The 17,551-nt window shown below is 70.5% G+C and carries 18 protein-coding genes; 11 read left to right on the top strand and 7 right to left on the bottom strand.

All coding sequences use genetic code 11. From position 1 onward, the window contains the following. Positions 1–10: 10 nt before the first annotated feature. The 3 genes from CSIV_RS06315 to CSIV_RS06325 are packed head-to-tail and all read left to right on the top strand — an operon-like array spanning position 11 to position 7,066. On the top strand, positions 11–2,596 hold the full coding sequence (locus CSIV_RS06315) for an ATP-binding protein (protein WP_077050536.1): 2,586 nt from the start codon (positions 11–13) through the stop codon (positions 2,594–2,596). Beyond that, positions 2,577–5,918, top strand: coding sequence for a hypothetical protein (locus tag CSIV_RS06320; protein WP_139340619.1), 3,342 nt, complete (start codon positions 2,577–2,579; stop codon positions 5,916–5,918). The genes CSIV_RS06315 and CSIV_RS06320 overlap by 20 nt, the downstream gene beginning before the upstream one ends. After that, positions 5,915–7,066, top strand: a complete 1,152-nt coding sequence (locus CSIV_RS06325) for a polysaccharide pyruvyl transferase family protein (protein ID WP_077050538.1) — start codon at positions 5,915–5,917, stop codon at positions 7,064–7,066. The genes CSIV_RS06320 and CSIV_RS06325 overlap by 4 nt, the downstream gene beginning before the upstream one ends. Before the next feature lie 28 nt (positions 7,067–7,094). Here CSIV_RS06325 and CSIV_RS06330 read toward each other — a convergent pair whose 3' ends face one another. Genes CSIV_RS06330 through CSIV_RS06340 form a run of 3 tightly spaced genes read right to left on the bottom strand, consistent with a single transcriptional unit; the run spans position 7,095 to position 8,314 of the window. After that, the gene (locus tag CSIV_RS06330; RefSeq protein ID WP_077050539.1) at positions 7,095–7,415 is read right to left on the bottom strand and encodes a putative quinol monooxygenase; all 321 of its coding nucleotides are present in this window, start codon (positions 7,413–7,415) and stop codon (positions 7,095–7,097) included. After that, on the bottom strand, positions 7,412–7,897 hold the full coding sequence (locus tag CSIV_RS06335; protein WP_077050540.1) for a nucleoside deaminase: 486 nt from the start codon (positions 7,895–7,897) through the stop codon (positions 7,412–7,414). The genes CSIV_RS06330 and CSIV_RS06335 overlap by 4 nt, the downstream gene beginning before the upstream one ends. 60 nt (positions 7,898–7,957) lie before the next feature. Continuing rightward, the gene (locus CSIV_RS06340; protein WP_077050541.1) at positions 7,958–8,314 is read right to left on the bottom strand and encodes a hypothetical protein; all 357 of its coding nucleotides are present in this window, start codon (positions 8,312–8,314) and stop codon (positions 7,958–7,960) included. 183 nt (positions 8,315–8,497) lie between these two features. On the opposite strand from CSIV_RS06340, the gene CSIV_RS06345 reads away from it, so the two are divergent. Next, entirely contained in the window at positions 8,498–9,214 is a 717-nt protein-coding gene (locus CSIV_RS06345; protein WP_077050542.1) for an alpha/beta hydrolase, read from the top strand. A 27-nt stretch (positions 9,215–9,241) separates the two neighbouring features. After that, positions 9,242–9,487, top strand: a complete 246-nt coding sequence (locus CSIV_RS06350; protein ID WP_077050543.1) for a hypothetical protein — start codon at positions 9,242–9,244, stop codon at positions 9,485–9,487. Between the two features lie 80 nt (positions 9,488–9,567). On the opposite strand, the gene CSIV_RS06355 is transcribed toward CSIV_RS06350, so the two are convergent. The 4 genes from CSIV_RS06355 to CSIV_RS06370 form a co-directional block, all read right to left on the bottom strand. After that, positions 9,568–10,461: an alpha/beta hydrolase gene (locus CSIV_RS06355; RefSeq protein ID WP_083735017.1), complete on the bottom strand. Its 894-nt coding sequence runs from the start codon at positions 10,459–10,461 to the stop codon at positions 9,568–9,570. A 50-nt stretch (positions 10,462–10,511) separates the two neighbouring features. Then, positions 10,512–11,153, bottom strand: a complete 642-nt coding sequence (locus CSIV_RS06360; protein ID WP_077050544.1) for a GyrI-like domain-containing protein — start codon at positions 11,151–11,153, stop codon at positions 10,512–10,514. A 72-nt stretch (positions 11,154–11,225) separates the two neighbouring features. Beyond that, a complete protein-coding gene (locus CSIV_RS06365; protein ID WP_077050545.1) occupies positions 11,226–11,828 on the bottom strand; it encodes a response regulator transcription factor in 603 nt (200 codons plus the stop codon). Beyond that, positions 11,825–12,985 carry a sensor histidine kinase gene (locus tag CSIV_RS06370; RefSeq protein ID WP_238592340.1) on the bottom strand — a complete coding sequence of 387 codons (1,161 nt, stop codon included), beginning with the start codon at positions 12,983–12,985 and terminating at the stop codon, positions 11,825–11,827. The genes CSIV_RS06365 and CSIV_RS06370 overlap by 4 nt, the downstream gene beginning before the upstream one ends. 138 nt (positions 12,986–13,123) lie before the next feature. Between CSIV_RS06370 and CSIV_RS06375 the strand changes: the two genes are divergently transcribed. The 6 genes from CSIV_RS06375 to CSIV_RS06400 all read left to right on the top strand — a co-directional run bounded on the left by CSIV_RS06375 (position 13,124) and on the right by CSIV_RS06400 (position 17,511). Next, complete coding sequence (locus CSIV_RS06375; protein WP_077050547.1) at positions 13,124–13,768, top strand: stage II sporulation protein M; 645 nt, start codon at positions 13,124–13,126, stop codon at positions 13,766–13,768. Next, entirely contained in the window at positions 13,765–14,427 is a 663-nt protein-coding gene (locus CSIV_RS06380; protein WP_083735018.1) for a hypothetical protein, read from the top strand. Before CSIV_RS06375 ends, CSIV_RS06380 begins: the two co-directional genes overlap by 4 nt. 144 nt (positions 14,428–14,571) lie before the next feature. Continuing rightward, positions 14,572–15,072 carry a small multidrug efflux protein gene (locus CSIV_RS06385; protein ID WP_077050548.1) on the top strand — a complete coding sequence of 167 codons (501 nt, stop codon included), beginning with the start codon at positions 14,572–14,574 and terminating at the stop codon, positions 15,070–15,072. Between the two features lie 78 nt (positions 15,073–15,150). Further along, on the top strand, positions 15,151–15,360 hold the full coding sequence (locus tag CSIV_RS06390) for a DUF1653 domain-containing protein (RefSeq protein ID WP_077050549.1): 210 nt from the start codon (positions 15,151–15,153) through the stop codon (positions 15,358–15,360). 50 nt (positions 15,361–15,410) lie between these two features. Then, entirely contained in the window at positions 15,411–16,079 is a 669-nt protein-coding gene (locus tag CSIV_RS06395) for a TetR/AcrR family transcriptional regulator (protein ID WP_077050550.1), read from the top strand. Between the two features lie 190 nt (positions 16,080–16,269). Continuing rightward, complete coding sequence (locus CSIV_RS06400) at positions 16,270–17,511, top strand: acyl-CoA dehydrogenase family protein (RefSeq protein WP_077050551.1); 1,242 nt, start codon at positions 16,270–16,272, stop codon at positions 17,509–17,511. The last annotated feature ends 40 nt before the right edge of the window (positions 17,512–17,551 follow it).

Genomic DNA, 17,551 nt, shown 5'->3' on the forward strand with positions numbered 1-17,551 from the left:
GGAGTGCGGTATGACGCGGCAGAACCCCCTGGGTGTCGAGCGAGGCCAGGGTGCGGGGCTCTGGACGGTGTTCGGCATCGCCCTCGCCGTGGTCGTCGTCTACGGCGTGTCGCTGTGGATCCTGCCCGAGCAGGGGCCCGCGCTCGTGTGGTTCGTCGGCGCGCGCCTGGCCGTCGAGGCGACGGCCTGTGCGCTGGTGGTCGTCCGCGTGGTCCGGGTTCCGCGGGAACGCGCCGCCTGGACGGTCATGGCGGCGGCGCTCGGAGTCCTCGTCGTCGGAGACGCCGTGCAGTCGCTGGCACCGATCAGCGCGGACACCCTTCGCTGGCTCGCTCCGGTGGTCAACCTCCCGTTCTTCCTCGGTCTGATCGGATGCCTCGGACTCCTCGTCCGAGACCGGTTCGCCCGCCTGTCTCTCTCGATGCTGCTGGACGCGCTCATCAGCACCCTGGGCCTCCTGTGCGTGGTGTTCTTCCTCACCTCCCTGGTCGGCGTGGGCGAGCAGGCGACGCTGCTGAGCCTGGCGTACCTGATCCCGTCCCTCCTCTACGTCAGCGTGCTCGTCGCGCTGCTCTCGGGGTTGAACCGACGCCCGTCGGTGGCGTGGTGGCTGAACCTGGGCGCGGCGCTCCTGCTGTTCCTGGGGAGCCTCGCCGTGGGACCGGCCCTCGCGCTCGGCCAGACGCGGACCCCCTCCCCCGTGGACGCCCTGTGGCCCGCGGCAGCCCTCCTGCTCGCCCTGGTCGCGTGGTGCGCTCCGACCAGCCGCACGGCCGCGAGCAACGGATTGCGCGTGGTCGTGTACGTCCCCGCGATCTTCTCGACCGGGGCCCTCGTCATCCTGGTGTTCAACGAGCTCGATACCGGCGGCGGCGCGATCGAGTTCCTCGCCTTCGCGACTCTGGCCACCGGGATCGCGCGGCTGCTGGTCTCGGTCATCGAGGCGGAGCGCCTCCGTCAGCGCGAGCGCGAGTTGAGCGCCAGTCTCGAGCGGGCTCGGGATGCCGCGCTGGCGGCGACCTCGGCGAAGAGCACGTTCCTCGCGACCATGAGCCACGAGATGCGCACGCCCCTGAACGCCATCCTCGGGATGAACGAGCTCCTCGCCGGCACCGACCTCGACCCCGTGCAGCGCGACTACGCCGACCGGGCATCCGCCAGCGGTTCGCTGCTGCTGGATGTCGTGACCGACATCCTGGACTTCTCGAAGATCGAGGCCGGCGCGATCGACCTGGTGCGCGCACCGTTCGATCTGCGACGCCTGGTGACCTCGACCGTGACGGTGCTGTCCTTCGCCGCGGAGAGCAAGGGGCTGATCGTCGTGGCGGACTACGCGCCCGACGTCCCCACCCACGTGCTGGGCGACTCCACGCGCCTGCGGCAGGTGCTGGTCAACCTGCTCGGCAACGCCGTGAAGTTCACCGCCCAGGGCGAGGTGCGGGTGACCGTGCGCCGCGGCGCCGAGCCGGATGCCGTGCGCTTCGAGGTCACCGACACCGGGATCGGCATCCCCGCCGACGCCCTGCAGCGCATCTTCGAGCCCTTCACCCAAGCCGACGATTCCACCACGCGCACGCACGGCGGCACGGGCCTGGGCCTGTCGATCTGCGATGCGCTCGTGCGCATGATGGGCGGCCGTATCCAGGTGAGCAGCGACGTCGGCCGGGGCAGCACGTTCTCGTTCGAGATCGCGCTCGAGGCCACCGCCCCGCCGGCCCAGTCCCCGCGCGCCGTGGTGCGGGTGGGCCGTCACCCCTCTGCGGCGCAGGTCGCGACCCCGACGGTCGCGCCGACGGCCTCGCCCGCGGCCGCCGTGCCCGCGCCGACCGAGCCCTCGGCATCCGTCGATCCGTCGGGCCAGGAGCCGCTGAACGTGCTGGTCGCCGAGGACAACCCCACGCTGCAGCTGCTGTCGTCGCAGATCCTCGGGCGCCTCGGGCACCGGGCGACGGTGGTCTCCAACGGCGAGGAAGCCGTCGTCGCGGTCGGCCGCGACACGTACGACATCGTGCTCATGGACGTCCACATGCCCGTGACGGACGGGCTCGAGGCGACGCGTCGGATCCGCGCGGCGGGCGACACCGTCGCGCAGCCGTACATCATCGCCCTCACGGCGGGGGCGACGGAGCAGGACCGCGATGACTGCCTGCGCGCGGGGATGGACGGCTACGTCACGAAGCCGTTCACGATGAAGGACCTGCGCCGCGCCTTCGAGACCGCCGAGCTGCACGCGCCGCCGGAGGACCTCGCACCCGCCGCCGCGAGCCCCCACCGTTTCACGCTGCTGAACGACCTGGGGCCCGAGGTGAAGGCCGATGTCCTGCGCACGTTCGTGCTCCGGAGCGCCGACGACGTCTCGGCCATCGAGGAAGCCCTCCACCACGGATCGGCCGACGACGCGCGCGCGCTCGCCCACCGCCTGCGCGGGGCGAGCCTCGCGCTGGGGGCGGCGCTCCTCGCCGAGGCGTGCGCGCGCATCGAGCGCGGCTCCGACGAACAGGCTCTCGACCCGCGTCGGGTCGCCGCCGTCCGCGACGCCGCGGCGATCGTCGTCGACGACGCCGAGAGGGAGCTTCGTGCTCTTTCGTCGGGCTGAGCGCGACGCGTCCGCCGACCCCGTTGCGGATACTCCGCCCCCGGCGGCTCCCCCTGCCGACGCTCCCGCGCACGCGCCCGAGGATCCTCGACCCCAGCGCGCACGCAGCCTCTCGACCCGGACGATCGCGCTGGTCGTCGGGGCGGTGTACTTCGTCGGGTCGCTGATCATCTTCCGCGACGTGCTGTTCGCGATCCCGTCGGTCCTCCGCGGCGACGCGGTGATCGCCGGCGACGAGCTCGTGCCCTTCTTCAACTGGCACAGTCAGCTGCTCGACCAGGCCGCGGGTCAGTTCAACGAGCTGGTCAACGGCTACGAGTTCCGCGTCCGCTACGCGTTCCTCACGACCTGGCTGCGCTACTACGCCGTCCTGCCGTTCGCGATCCTCATCGTCATCCCGGCGTTGTTCTGGTCGGCCTATCTGACGGTCGCGAAGTTCATGGACAAGGTGTTCACGTCGCTGTCGTCGCAGGCGATCTACCTCGCGACGTTCTTCCCCGTCTCGTTGATCTACCTGATCATGGTCTACGCCAAGATCACCCACTTCTACACGCTCGTCCTCGGGCTCGTCCTCATGACGATCTCGTCGTTGTGGATGCTGTACGCGCTGCTCTTCGCCGGCCGCAAGTGGAAGCGCTGGATGGTGATCGCCGCCGTCGCGACGCTGTTCAACCCCGCGATCCACTACCTGGTGCTGTTCACGCTCTTCTTCGCGCTGACGGTCGTCACGCTCCTCGTGGGCGAGGTCGGGAAGTGGATCCGCACGGGCGGCCCGCGCCGTCTGCATCGACTGCCCGGCCGCGTTCGCACCCTGGTTCTCCAGGGGGGACGGTGGAGACGCCTGCGGGCGTGGTTCGGCCGCTGGTCGCTCACGACGACCGGGCGCATCTTCTGGGCCCTCGTCATCTACGCCGTGATCACCCTGATCCCCTACGCGCTGTTCGTGAAGTACGTCGCCCTCGCGGGTGTCTCGAACCTCTCGGACACGGTGCCGGGCGACTTCTACTTCATCCAGGATGCCTCGGTCTCCTGGCTCCACGAACTCTCGTGGGACCTCGCGGGCATCACCGACAAGATCCTGTTCGGCGACTACCTCGCCAAGGTGCCGCGCTACCCCGACGCCGTCTACACGCTGCTGCTGTTCGTGCCGCTCGCGGTCCCCTGGGTGCGCCGGAGACTGTTCCGCACCCGCCATCACCGGCAGCTCCTCGGCGTGCTCATCGTCACGATCGTGTTCGCGATGTGGGCGACGATCGGCTACGGCGAGCCGCTGTGGTTCCCCACCTTCCACCGCACCCTCGCGGCCCTCGCGATCACCGCCAACGACAGTCATTCCGCGATCGGCAACCTCGTGGTGACGGCCGCCGGAACGGTCGTGCAGATCCTGCGTTTCCCGCATCGGTTCCAGCTCATCCTGTTCATGCTCGCGCCGCTGGTGATGTCGCTCACGCTGGCGCTGTTCATCGATGTCGTGAGCGGTCGGTGGCTCGCTCCGCGTCGGCGGCGGGCGCCCCGGGCGAAGGCGGCCCCGGTTCCGAAGCAGGCGAAGCCGAAGAACCCCGCGCGGGTGCGCGCTCGCAGCGAACTCCTCGTCTCGCTCCTGGCGACGGCGTGCATCGGCGCGGTGTTCTTCACGCCCTTCTGGTCGAACGATCCCTACCGTTCGGTGTTCGGCTCCGGCAACATGGCCGGGTTCCTCGCACCCTTCCCCCTGCACGACCTGCAGGAGCTCAAGCAGGAATTGAATACGCTCCCCGAGGGCAAGACGGTCGTCCTCCCGCCCACCGAGACCGCGAAGCTCGTTCAGGATGCCAACGGCGTCGACCACAAGTTCATCGACAAGTTCTTCATCTACTACCTCGACAAACCGAGCTACTACTACGGCCTCACCGGGGACGTGAAGAACAAGTTCGACTTCTTCCTCATCCTGCGGGGGCTCTACTACCAGCAGGACTGGTGGATCAACGTCGCCCGAGACATCCAGATCAAATACGTCGTCGTCAACCGCAAGATCCACTCGAACAACGGCGTCGGCGCCGAATACCTGCCGAACGTCGAGAGCTACGTGGAGCCCGGGCTCCAGCGGCTGAAGGGAGACGTCGAGCTCCGGTTCGAGAACGACAGCTACGCGCTCTACGAGATCACCGATCAACCGCGCGCGAACCGCGAGACGATCCTGGTCGACTCCAGCTGGCAGACCTACCTCAACCTCGTCTTCAACCGACGGAACCTCAGCCGCTGCTACACGTTCGAATACACCCCGTACTACGACCCGACCGCGCTCCCCGCGGACGCGCCGATCCACCTGCTCACCGACGACGACGCCACCTCCGCCCTCGACCTCTGGCTGCTCGACCATCCCGACGCCATCGCCGGCCCCGACACGCGGATGTTCGCTTTCAACCCCGACGTCGTGGCATCCAACTATTACCTGTCGCCGATGTTCCGGTCGTTCCTGCTGTTCTCGAACACCAAGTGGAACCGCACCGGCATGATCACGCCCGGTGTCTTCGGGACGCTCCGGGGCTCGTTCATCGGTCTCCCCCGGGCGACCGAGATCAGCGTGCCGGTGACAGTGAAGGAACCCGGCAAGTACCGCGTGCTGATGCGCACGGCGAACACCGCGAACACGCTGCACATCACGTCGTCGTCGCTGTCGTACGACCAGTCGTTCGAGCTGCGGTCGCCACCGGAGAACGTCAAGCTCTTCCCCGTCGACGACGTCTACAAGCCCGGCCGCGTGGCCGCCGACACCTCCGCGATGTCGGTCGCCGATCTCGAACAGCAGATCCCCGACCAGCTCGTGCCGGTCAACTCGGGATTCAGCTTCCAGGACCTCGGCGTGGTGGACGCCCCGGCCGGCAAGCACACGTTCGCGATCGACAAGACCGACACGAACCCGATGCTCTTCGAAGGCCTCATGCTCGTCCCCGAGGAGACGTACCAGTCGCTCTCCCTCCCCGCGAACGTCGAGAAGATCACCGACCCGAACGCCCTCGAATGCTCGGAGCGCACCGTGAGCGCCGGCGGCAAGGACGGCTACGTCGACCCCGCGGCCAACCCCGAGCACGCCAACCTCACCCAGGATCAGCTGCTGAACCTCGCCGCCGCCGACGTCACCGACCTCGAACCGCCCAGCGGCGGTGTCGTCGGGTCGAGCTGGGTCGGGGTGGGGCTGACGGTCCTGCTCATCGCGGGCAGCCTCGTGCTCGTACGGTGGCGCGCCCGCTTGCATCCCGACGACGATGAGGACGAGGATCGCGACACCGACGACCTCGACGACGATCCGACCGACCCCCCACCCCAGGAGCCTCGATCATGACCGCACCCGCCCGCCGCATCGTGTTCCTCGGGACCCACGGGCAGTACAACATCGGCGACGAGCTGCTGCTCGAGACGTTCCTCACGCAGCTCGGCCCGCAGCACCGGTACCTCGTCAACAGCTACGACCCGGACTTCACCCGCGCGCAGCTGCGCCCTCGATTCGACGTCCGCGTGATCGACACGGGAGCGGACCGGCTGCAGCTGCTCCGCGCGCTACGCGGTGCCGATCTCCTCGTCTTCGGCGGAGGCTCGATCATCAAGGAGCTGTACGCGTCGACGGGACGCAACCCCTACTCGACGCTCGCGATGATCCTCGGGGTGGTGACCTTCGCCCGGCGCATCGCGCGCAAGCCCGTGGCCATGCTCAACATCGGCGTCGGTCCGCTGCGTACCCGGACGGGGTTGTGGCTCGCGCGGCGGATCCTCTCGCAGGTCGACCTCATCACCGTGCGGGATCAGAAGTCGTTCGACACCTGCCGTGAGATCGGGATCGACGCGACCCTCGTCCCGGATGCCGTGTTCTCCACCGACGAGGAGTTCCTGCTCCGGCCCGCCGACGACACCCCCGCTCCCCGGTCCGACGGCGCGCTCCGGGTCGCGCTCAACCTGAATTTCGACATCGAGAACCCGGAGGCGTGGGAGCCGTTCCTCGACCGGCTCGCCGCCGCGCTCGAGAGCGTCCACGCCCGGCATCCGATCGAAGTGCACTCGCTTCCGATGCAGATCGGCTTCAAGGACCACGACGACGTCGAGGTGCTCGACGCCCTCGCCGGACGCCTGGCATCCGTCCCGTTCGTGCGTCACGAACCGCGGACCCACGTGGAGGCCGCCCGCCTCATCCGCGACAGCGACGTGCTGGTAAGCGAGCGGCTGCACGCCATCGTGATGGCCTCCCTCCTCGGCGTGCCCTCGTTCGTGCTCGCCTACGACGTCAAGGTGCGCGAGCTCGCGAAGACCCTGGGACTCACCGAGTGGACGGTCGACATCAACGAGCCGTTCGAGGCGTCCGCTCTGGCCGACGGTCTCGTCGACCTGATCGAACGGCGGGAAGCCGTGGGGGCCGCGGTCGGCGCCCGGAGCGCCGAGCTGCGCACCGCGGCCCGCGACAGCTTCGCGCGGGCGCAGGGGTGGGCGGAGAGCGCGTGAGCTCGTCGGGCCGCGGTCCTCGACGAGGTCACCGACTAGTCGGTGCTCCAACCTCCGCGTCAGACTCGAAGTGCCGCAGCTCCAGCGGCTGCCGCAGGAACCGCTCCTCGTCCGGGAATGTCACCGGCTGCGTGCGCCAGTCGACGCCCGCGTAGGCGACGAGAGCCGCCTCATCCGTCCATTCGCTGACGTACTGCACCCGCGACGGATCGGCGAGGTCGACGAGCACGTCGTGGCGGTGTAATCCGTCGTACTGCTCGGGGAACGATGCGACCAGCTCGCGCAGCAGAGCGAGGAACTCATCGGCGAGACCGTCCCGGACGTGCGCCTCGGATACCCGGACGATCATCGCCAGAACCCGCGGTGGGGCTCGGCCGCCTCGTCCTCGAGATGCGGACCCGAGACGACGGTCGGCTGACTCCCGCCGGCGAACACCTCGCGGGACGGGAGGTCCAGCTCCCGTCCGTCCTCGCCAGACTCGGCGAGCGCGATGAGCCCCCGCCCCGACAGGGCGTAGACCATGCGCCCGATGCCCGCCCAGAACATCGCCCCCGCGCACATCGCACAGGGTTCGCACGACGTGTACAGGGTGGATGCCGCCAGCTCGGTGGCATCCAGTTCTCTCCAGGCCAGGCGGACGAGGTTGGTCTCGGCGTGGCCGGTGACGTCGCGGTCGGTGACGACGGTGTTCTCGGCCTCGAGGATGCCTCCGTCGCCAGTGACGAGGATCGCGCCGAAGGGGTGGTTGCCGTGGGCGCGGGCGTCGATCGACACCTGGATCGCGCGGCGGAGGTGCGCGGTCTCGGTCGGATCGAGGGTGTCGGTGGTCATGGCCACGATCCTAGGGACGCCGGGGCGATCGTGTTGATCGCGCGGCACCCGCACGGGTGGTCAGCTCGCCGACCCCGTGCCGCTGCTCGACCCGTCGGTCGTTCCGTCCGAGCTTCCCGAGCCGCCCTGCGGCGGGGTTCCGTATCCGCCGTCGGGAGGCGTACCGCCATCGGGGGGCGTGCCCATCTCGGGCCGCGTGCCGTTGCCGAAGCCGGGCCCGGTGTTCGAGGTGCTCGCGTTGGCCGCCGAGGCGTTGCCGATCGCGAAACCGGCCCCTCCCCCGATGAGCAGGCCGAGGGCCAGTGCGCCCGCGCTGATGCCGGCGACCAGCCGTCGGGTGAACGTGGGGCGGCGCCGTGCGGGAGCGGAGGACGAGTTCGTCGGCGGCGTCGCCGGAACGAAGGAGTGATCGGTCATGCCGCCGAGTGTGACGACGCGACACAAACGCAGGACTGGCGGCGGCTGTGGGAACGCTATGAGGCGCTCCGCCCCTCGACGGAGGTCGCAACGGGTCTCGACATCCGTTCCTGGCCCGGTGCCGCGACCGTTCCTAGCCTGACGCTGCGCGGCACCTCCGCCGTCCGTGAGAGGAGCACTCCCATGTCACAATCCCCCACCATCGTCCTCGTCCACGGCGCCTTCGCCGACGCTGCGAGCTGGGCGCCCGTCACGCGCACGCTGCTCGACCAGGGGTACACCGTCCGAGTCCCCGCCGTTCCCAACCGGAGCCTGCTCGGGGACGCGGCCTACATCCGCTCGGTCGTCGAGCACATCGACGGGCCCGTCCTGCTCGCCGGGCACTCGTACGGAGGTGCCGTCATCACCGTGGCCGGCGTCGCGGACAACGTCGTGGGCCTCGTCTACGTCTCGGGCTACGCGCTGGCAGAGGGCGAGAGCCTCGGCGAGCTGCAGGGCGGCTTCCCCGACTCCGACCTCGCCCAGCACCTCGTCTACACGCCGTTCCCCGTCGACGGCGGGGAGGACGGCACCGATGTGTCGGTGGAGATCGCCGCGTTCCCTGACGTCTTCGCCCACGGCGTGCCGCTCGAGACGGCGGAGGTGCTCGCGGTGTCGCAGCGCCCGCTCGCCGCGCTGGCGTTCGGCGAACCGGCACCGGTGGCCGCGTGGAAGACGAAGCCGGCCTGGGGCATCGTGTCCAGTTCGGACCACACCATCAACCCCGACGTCGAGCGCTTCGGGTACACGCGGGCCGGCCTGCGTTCGGTCGTCGAGATCGACGCGCCGCACCTCGTGATGCAGTCGCACCCCGCCGAGGTCGCCCGGGTCATCACCGACGCGATCGCCGAGATCGGCTGAGCCGAGCGCGACGCGGAGGACACCGCCATGGCGATGAGCGACCCGTTCCTGCCCGTGCACCGGGGAGCGCCCGATCGGGACGGACGCGAGATCGACATCGATCACGACGAGGACGTGATCATCGAGGACGGCGACGACGGGGATGCCGTGAGGCTCCCGTCGTCGGCCGCGGCTCCTCCGTTCCGCACGCCGGCCCCGGGCGACCGCGTCACCCAGGGACGGCTGGACGACGACCTCGGCGTGGCCGGCTCTCCGCGCTCGGGCGGTGAGTGAGGGGCGCCTGGTGCGCCCTCGGGATCGACGGCATCCGGATGCCGTGAACGTCCGCCGCGTCCGGCGCCGTCCCGCCCGCGTCACCGCGTGCGCGTCACCGCTTCGAGGTCGTTCACCGCGGCGGCGACGTCTTCCGCGAACAGCAGGGCGATGTCGGAGTGCGTCGCCGCCGGCAGCTCGCGGCAGACCGACCCCGCGGGCAGAGCCGCGTCGTACATCCGGCGCAGGGCCGCACCCTGCTCACGCAGGTCGTCGTCACTGCTGAACTGCGCCTGGAGCGGATCGATCGCGCCCGCCCGCAGGACGATCGTCGGGGCGGCGAAGGGTCCGGACCCGAGCTCGTCGAGGATCTCGATGAAGTTCGCCCCTTCTCGCGGCCCGGTCCGCAGGCCGTCGGCGGCGTGGCGAGCGCGCACGAGCTCGCGAACCTCGGGCGGCAGGTCGGCGGTGACCGACTCCCGCCATCGGCGACCGGCAGCGCGATGCTCATCGGTGACGACGACGGCCGTCGAGGCGTTGGCGTCGATGCGGAGCCGCTCCGGCATCGCCTCGTTCCACGCGCCGTGGACGGGGTCGAGCAGGACCATGCCCGCGACGCGGTCGGGGAACAGCTGGGCGAACCGTTGCGCGTACGCGCCGCCGAGGGAATGCCCCACCAGGATGACGGCCCCCGTCACGCCCAGCGCACGCAGCAGGGAATCGAGCTCCTCCGCGACCGCGGCCGCCGTCCGCGGGAGCGCGACGGGAGAGCTCCAGCCGGTGCCCGCCCGGTCGTAGATGACACCGGCCCGAGAGCGAGTCACGCTCTCGTAGCTCTGCCACAGGTCGAGCCCCATTTCACCCGAGCCGGGGAGGAAGACCGCGCACGGGCCCGGTCCCTCCCGCGTGTCGACCCACAGCCGACGGCCGTCCACGTCGACGAATCGACCGATCGGCGGTGTCGTATCGGTCAGGGTCTGCGCCTGCTGATCCACGTCACCACCGTAGCGAGCAGCCAGAGGCGAGCCGTGGCTCACGGATCGGACTAGTCCGGATGCCGCGCAGTCGCCGTCTCGATCACGGGTTGGCGAAGGATGGTGCGGAGCTTGTCGGGAGTGACGCGGCGGACGTCGCTCAGGTAGATCTCGTGATGCTTCCCGCTCAGGCTGAATCCCTGACCGGGGATGAATCCGTGGTGCATCTCGTCCAGCACGGCCGCTTCGTCGTCGAAGGAACCGAAGTGCAGTGTCTGCACGCACCGCCCCTCGGCGAGGGTCTCGATCCGGACGTCCGCGACCCGCCCCGCCGACCCGGCGGCTCTCACGATGTCGACGGCCGCCTCGACCATCGCGTCGTCGATCCACTCGGGAACGAGGAGCATCATCGTCCAGTTCCACCGCGACTTGTCTCTGGCCACGGTGAAGGCATCCATGTCATCCGCCCACCACAGGCCCTCCAACGGAGGCACCACGTAGTCGCGGCCGAGGTCGCGTCTGCTCGCGAACTTCAGCTTGTACGCGACGGGGTAGAGCGCCTGCAGCGCCTGGGTGTAGGCCGGCGAGGTGTTGGGGTCGCCGTGCCCGTCGATCATCAGGTAGCGCGTCTCGGGGATCTCGACGACCCTGAACTGCCCGGTCCTGGCCTGATAACCGTCGAGGGACTTCTTGAAGTCGATCTTGGCCGCCATGGTGCTCCTCCGCTCGCTCCGCCAGCCTGGCAGAGGCGGCGTCACCTCGCGCGGCCCCGGCGCGACGGACCGCTAGATCCAGCCGCGCTCGCGCGCGTGGATCGTCGCCTGCTGACGGCTCGCCAGCCCCAGCTTGCCGAGCACCGACGAGACGTGGTTGCGCACGGTCCCTCCCGAGAGGTGGAGGGATGCCGCGATCTCGGCGACCGTCTCACCGCGGGCGCCCGCCCGGAGGACGTCGAGCTCCCGGTCGGTGAGCGGACTCCGCTCGTCGCTCAGCGCGTCGGCCGCGATCTCGGGGTCGACGTACCGGCGGCCGGAGGCGACCTCGCGGATCACCGCGGCCACGTCATCCGCCGGTCGGGATTTCGGGAGGAAGCCGTTCACTCCCGCGCGGAGCGCGCGCCGCAGCACGCCGGGCCGCGCGTGGCGGGTGACGATGACGCACCGCGACGGCACGCGCCGCAGGATCCGTGCCGCGGTGTCGATGCCGTCCAGGCCGGGCATCTCGAGGTCGAGGAGGCAAACGTCGGGCCGCAGCCGTTCGGCCTCGGCGAGCGCCGTCTCGCCGTCGCGGCATTCGGCCACGACCTCGAGGTCGTCCTCCAGGCGCAGGAGCGCGGCGAGCGCCGTGCGGATCATGTCTTCGTCGTCGGCGATGAGCACCCGGATCACGCGGCGACCTCCTCGGGCACGCGGACGGTGAGGCGGAAACGATCGTCGAGGCGGGTGGCATCCATGTCGCCGCCCAGCGCTCCGACCCGCTCGGCGATTCCGGAGAGGCCGGCGCCGTCGCTCACCGGGGTCGTGGCGACCCGGAAGTCGTTCTCGACGACCAGCACCCACGTCCCGTCCTGTCGGACGAGCGAGAGGGATGCCGACACCCCACCGCCGTGTTTGAGCACATTGGTCGTCGACTCGCGCACCACCGGCCCGAGCACGTCAGCCGGCGCACGGTCCGCGGTCGCATCGACGTTCAGGTCGACGGTGAGGCCGGCGGCACGCAGAAGGTCGGCGGCGTTGGCAAGTTCGTCCGGGAGGGGAACGCCGCGGAAGCGCGCCGCGAGATCGCGGGTTCCGCGGCGGGCGTCGTCGACGCTGGCCCGGGCGGCGCGCACCTGGTCTCCCGCGGCTTCGGGATCCCGCGCCATCATCTTCTCGGCCAGTTCGAGCTGCAGCGCGATCACCTGCAGATGGTGGCCCTGCAGGTCGTGGAGGTCGCCCGCGAGCCGCAGTCGCTCCTGGGCGGCGGCGAGGCGGCCTTCGGCACGGCGCGCACGATCGAGTTCGCAGACGATGTCCCACCACCACAGCGAGGTCGCCGTCAGCGGGGGCAGGAGCGCCACGAAGAACGGCAGGGCGAAGACCTGCGCGTAGCCCTCGGGTTGCAGGCGCGTGACCTCGATCAGCCACACCGCCACGATCACCACGATCGACAGCACGGCCAGGCGCACCCGCACGCCCGCGCGCCACCGCACCAGGCACAGGGTCTGCGCGGCGAACCCCACGCCGAGCAGGAGCGACCCGGTCGACATCCCCATCGCCACGGCTGCCACGATCCCCGACACGACGAGCGGCCACACCGGCCGTCGAGCGGTGACATCGGCGTCGTCGAGAGGCTCGCGGCGGTAGCGCACGAGCAGAAGCACCGCGGATGCCAGCGACCCGGCGACGCCGAGCAGATTCAGGACGAGGGCCGTCGGGGCACCCTCGGCGAACACCCCGATCGTCCAGGTGACGGCCGCGAACGCGTGGAGGAAGAGGATCGACGACGCGGTGTACCACCACGTGACGCTCACGTCACGGGCGTAGGCGGCGGTCGGGGTGATCACCCGGGCCACTGTACGTGCGTGACATCCGTCATGGGTGGTGCCTGGGCCCCTCGGGCGCCGCCACCCCTGACCGATGTCATGCGGGGTCGTGACGCCGCGACACTGTCGCGCACCCGCGGAAACGTCTGCGATGGAAGCATGTCCTCCCCCACCACCCGAGCGCCGCACTGGCGCCGCCCATTCGCACTGATCCGCGAGAACCGTCGTACCTACGCGATCATCACCGGCTCCACCTACGGGCTGTTCGCCATCGGTTTCGTGATCGGTCTGCTCTTCCCCGCGCTCCCCGCCGCGCGCGCCGCCACGCTCGCCACCGACGGGACGGGCGACCTCGTCGGCGCGGTCGCCGCGTCGGCTCCGCTGTTCGCCCTCGTGATCCTGGCCGTGAACGTGCTGCGGCTCAGCCTTCTGACGATCGTCGTCCCGTCGCTGATCGTGCCGTTCGCCGGGCTCGCGTTCTTCGCGTACTGGCTGGTCGAGACCGGCATCACGCTCGTGCCGTCGACCCCGCTCACGTGGGTGGCGATGATCCCCCACTCCCTCACCGTGCTCATCGAGCTCCAGGCGTACGCACTGGTGGCGCTCGGCGCGTTCCTCCTCGGACGCGCCTGGCTCCGCCCCGCGCAGGTCGGGGCGCCGACCCGCCGCGCCGGATACCTGCGGGGCCTCACGAGTCTCGGCATCCTGTCGATCCCCGCGTTCGTCCTGCTGGTGATCGGGGCCGTGTGGGAGGCCTACTCCCTGCGCTACCTGGTCTTCCCGCTGAGCGAGGTGCTGCTGTGACGGCCCGTCGCCCCCGTTCCCTGCGGGCGCGACTCGCGGAGCGACGGGCGCGCGCCGGCGACGGTCGGCCCCTCGCCCCGTTCCGCTGGTGGCAGGTGCTGAGCCGGTCGCAGCTCTCCCTGCGAATTCCGGATGCCACCGGCCGGACGATCGAGTACACGGTCGACGTGCATCAGCTCGGCGACAGCGACGACGGCGACGTGCGCGCACGCCTGTATCGCGACGGGGTGCTCGCCGCCGTATCGCGCCTTCCCGCCCGGTTATCCGTGCCCGGCGGGCACATCGAGGTGGCGGTGGGAGGGTACGGCCTCCGCCGGTGCCATTTCGTGTCGGATGCCGGCGACGAGCGCCAGCTCGTCCCCCACCCCCGCTCCGCGGAGGGACGCCGGGCGGCGTTCGACCGGGATCACCGCGGGGCGAGTCGGCTCGTCGGCATCCTGTCGACGGCGATCGTCGTCGCGGGGGCGTGCCTCGCGGTTCCGCAGCTGATCGACACCGTCTCGCACATCCCGCCGATCGCCGAGAACATCGGCACCTTCACGTGGCCGCTGCGTCTCCCGCCCGCGGTGAACCTGGCCGTCACCCTCATCGTCGTCGCCGCGAGCATCGAGCGGGCGTCCCGGTTCCGGTCGTCGTGGCTGGACGACCTGGCGAGCTGACCGTCACGTCCGTGACATTCGTCACGGGGAGCGGCTCGCATCCTCCCGAGGGGCAGTGACACCGCGGCACTGCCGCGGCCGAGCCCCGGCCCGTGGAATGGAATCACCGCGGAAATCCCGCGGACTCATCCCCCAGGAGACCTCATGTCGAACCCCCTCACCGATCTCGTCCTCGGCTTCCAGGGCCTCGTCGCCGACGTGCCCACGCTCGTGCAGCCGCTCATCGTCGCGGCCGCGGGGGCGGTGCCGTTCATCGAGGGCGAGGGTGCCGCCGCGATCGGCATCATCGGCGGCATCCACCCCCTCGTCGCCGTCCTCGCGGCAGCCATCGGCAACCTGCTGTGCGTGGCGATCGTGGTGCTCGTGACATCGCGCGTCCGCACGGCCGTCACCACGCGTCGCGGTGCCTCCACGAACACGCAGACGGCCCGACGCGAGAAGTTCGAGAAGGCCTACCACCGCTACGGCACTCCCGGTGTGAGCCTGCTGGGTCCGCTGCTGCTGCCCACGCAGTTCACCGCCGCGGCGCTCACCTCCACGGGCGTTCCGCCCCTGCGCGTGATCGCCTGGCAGGCGGCCGCCATCGCCCTGTGGACGACGGGCGTCACGCTGATCGCGCTGGGGCTCATCCGCCTCGCGGCGTGAGGGCCGTGACCTCGGGCGACCACCGGCACCCACCTGTCAGACTCGACGGGTTCGGCAGTGAGCGAGGGAGAAGGCCCGATGGAGATCGAACCCGGCATCTACGAGCACTTCAAGGGCCAGCGGTACGAGGTGTTCGGAATCGCGCGGCACTCGGAGACCGAGGAGGTCTTCGTGTCGTACCGGAAGCTCTACGACGACTACTCGTACTGGGTACGGCCGGTGGAGATGTTCCTGGGGAACGTCGAGCGGGACGGATATTCGGGGCCGCGGTTCCGGCGGGTCGCGTAAGTACGGCCCGACGCCCACCCCGCACCCGCCACCGCCGTAGGCTTCCCGTCATGACCGACGTCCCCGCCCCTCCCGGCCGCACCGCCGTCGTGGCCGCCGCGATCGCGCTCTTCGCCGAGCGCGGCTACGACCAGACCTCGGTCGAGCAGATCGCGCAGGCCGCCGGGGTGTCGCGGTCGACCTTCTTCCGGCAGTTCGGCGGCAAGGAAGACGTCGTGTTCGCCGACCACGAGGTGCTCCTCACCGAGACGCGCACGTTCCTCTCGCAGCCGCACCCCGACCCGTGGGCGGCCGTGTGCGACGCGTCGATGCGCGTGTTCCGCCACTTCGCCGCCGACCCCGAGCTCGCCCGCCGCCGCTACGCGATCGTGCGCGAGGTCCCGGTGCTGCGCGACCGCGAGATCGTGACGGTGTTCCGCTACGAGCGCCTCTTCGACGAGTACCTCCGCGAAGCACTTCCCGGACTCGACCCCCTGGATGCCGTCGGCTTCGCCGCCCTGGTCACCGCCGTGCACAACCACGTGCTGCGCCGGCTCATGCGCGGCGCGCGGGTTCCGGCATCCACTCTCCGCCGTGCTCTCGACGACGTGCTCCGCCGGTACGGCGTCCACCCCGACGGCGACGTCGCCGCGGGCGACGACCTCATCGTCGCGGCGTTCCCCCGCCGCATGCCCGCCGCCGAGGTCACCCGGCGTCTGCGCGCGAGCCTCCCGCACTAGGGCGGGCGGCTGGGCCGGGTCGCACGCTGCGGCCGTCTTCCCGCGTCGAGTGTCCAAGACACGCGGATGCCGGCCGGCGCGGTCCGCGTGTCTTGGACACCGAAACCCGGAAACCCCGCACGCGGCGCGACACCGCATCGAACCGACGCACCACATGACACCCAGTACCACCATGCGAGATACTGAGTACATGAGCACCGACGCCCAGCCCCGCACGCTCCCCGGCGAGCGCATCGCCTCGTACGACCTCCTCGGTCGCCGCGACACCGACTACTACGCGGTGTTCGCCGACATCCCCGACGCCGACCGCGACGCGTGGGACCGCGCGAAGACGTTCATCGACGAGGTCGGCACCCGCATGCAGGCCGAGTGGGATGCCGCGACCTACCCGATCGACCTCCTCCGACGCATGGGCGAGCTCGAGCTCTTCACCGACGGCATCGAGCACCCCGACCTCCCGGGATCCTCTCCCCTCGCGGCCGGCCTGGTGAACATGGAGGTCTCACGAGGTGATGGCTCGCTCGCCACGGCCCTCGCGGTGCAGGGCGGACTCGCGCTGCGGACGCTGGCGATGTTCGGCTCCCCCGAGCAGCAGGCGCGCTGGTTGAAGCCGCTCGCCGACGGCACGGTGCTCGGCGCCTTCGCGCTGACCGAGCCCGATCACGGCTCCGACTCGGTCTCGCTGGAGACGACGGCAACGCGCACCGACGACGGCTGGTCGCTGTCGGGCACCAAGAAGTGGATCGGCAACGGCGCCTCCGGCGGCATCACGTTCGTCTGGGCGCGCGTGGATGCCGAGGGCGACGACGACCACGACAAGGTCCGCTGCTTCCTGGTCGAGCAGGACACCCCGGGCTACACGGGCACCGTCATCACGGGCAAGGTGTCGCTGCGCGGCATCCATCAGGCCCACATCGCGCTCGATGACGTGCGTCTTCCCGTGGATGCCGTGCTCCCGGGCACCCACACCTTCAAGGACGCGTCGGCCGTGCTGTACGCCACGCGCTCGGGCGTCGCCTGGTCGGCGCTGGGCCACGCGACCGCCTGCTACGAGGCCGCGCGGACATATGCCACCGAGCGCATGCAGTTCGGCAAGCCTCTCGCGAAGTTCCAGATGGTGCAGGAACGCCTCGCGCAGATGCTCGACGAGCTCACCGCGATGCAGCTCTTCTGCCGCCGCCTCGCCGACCTCGAGGCCTCCGGCGGACTCCGCCCCACGCAGGCGTCACTCGCGAAGTACCACAACACCCGCGCCGCGCGCCGGGTGGCGGCGATCGCACGCGACCTGCTCGGTGGCAACGGCATCCTGCTCGAGAACGGCGTCATGCAGCACATGGCCGACATCGAGGCGACCCACACGTACGAGGGCACCGAGAGCGTGCAGGCCCTCCTCCTCGGCCGCGACATCACCGGGATGAGCGCTTTCGCCTGATCCGGATGCCACGACCTCGGCGCCTAATCCGCGCCGGGGT

This window comes from Microbacterium sp. CSI-V (genome assembly GCF_001984105.1).
In the GTDB taxonomy this organism is placed as follows: domain Bacteria; phylum Actinomycetota; class Actinomycetes; order Actinomycetales; family Microbacteriaceae; genus Microbacterium.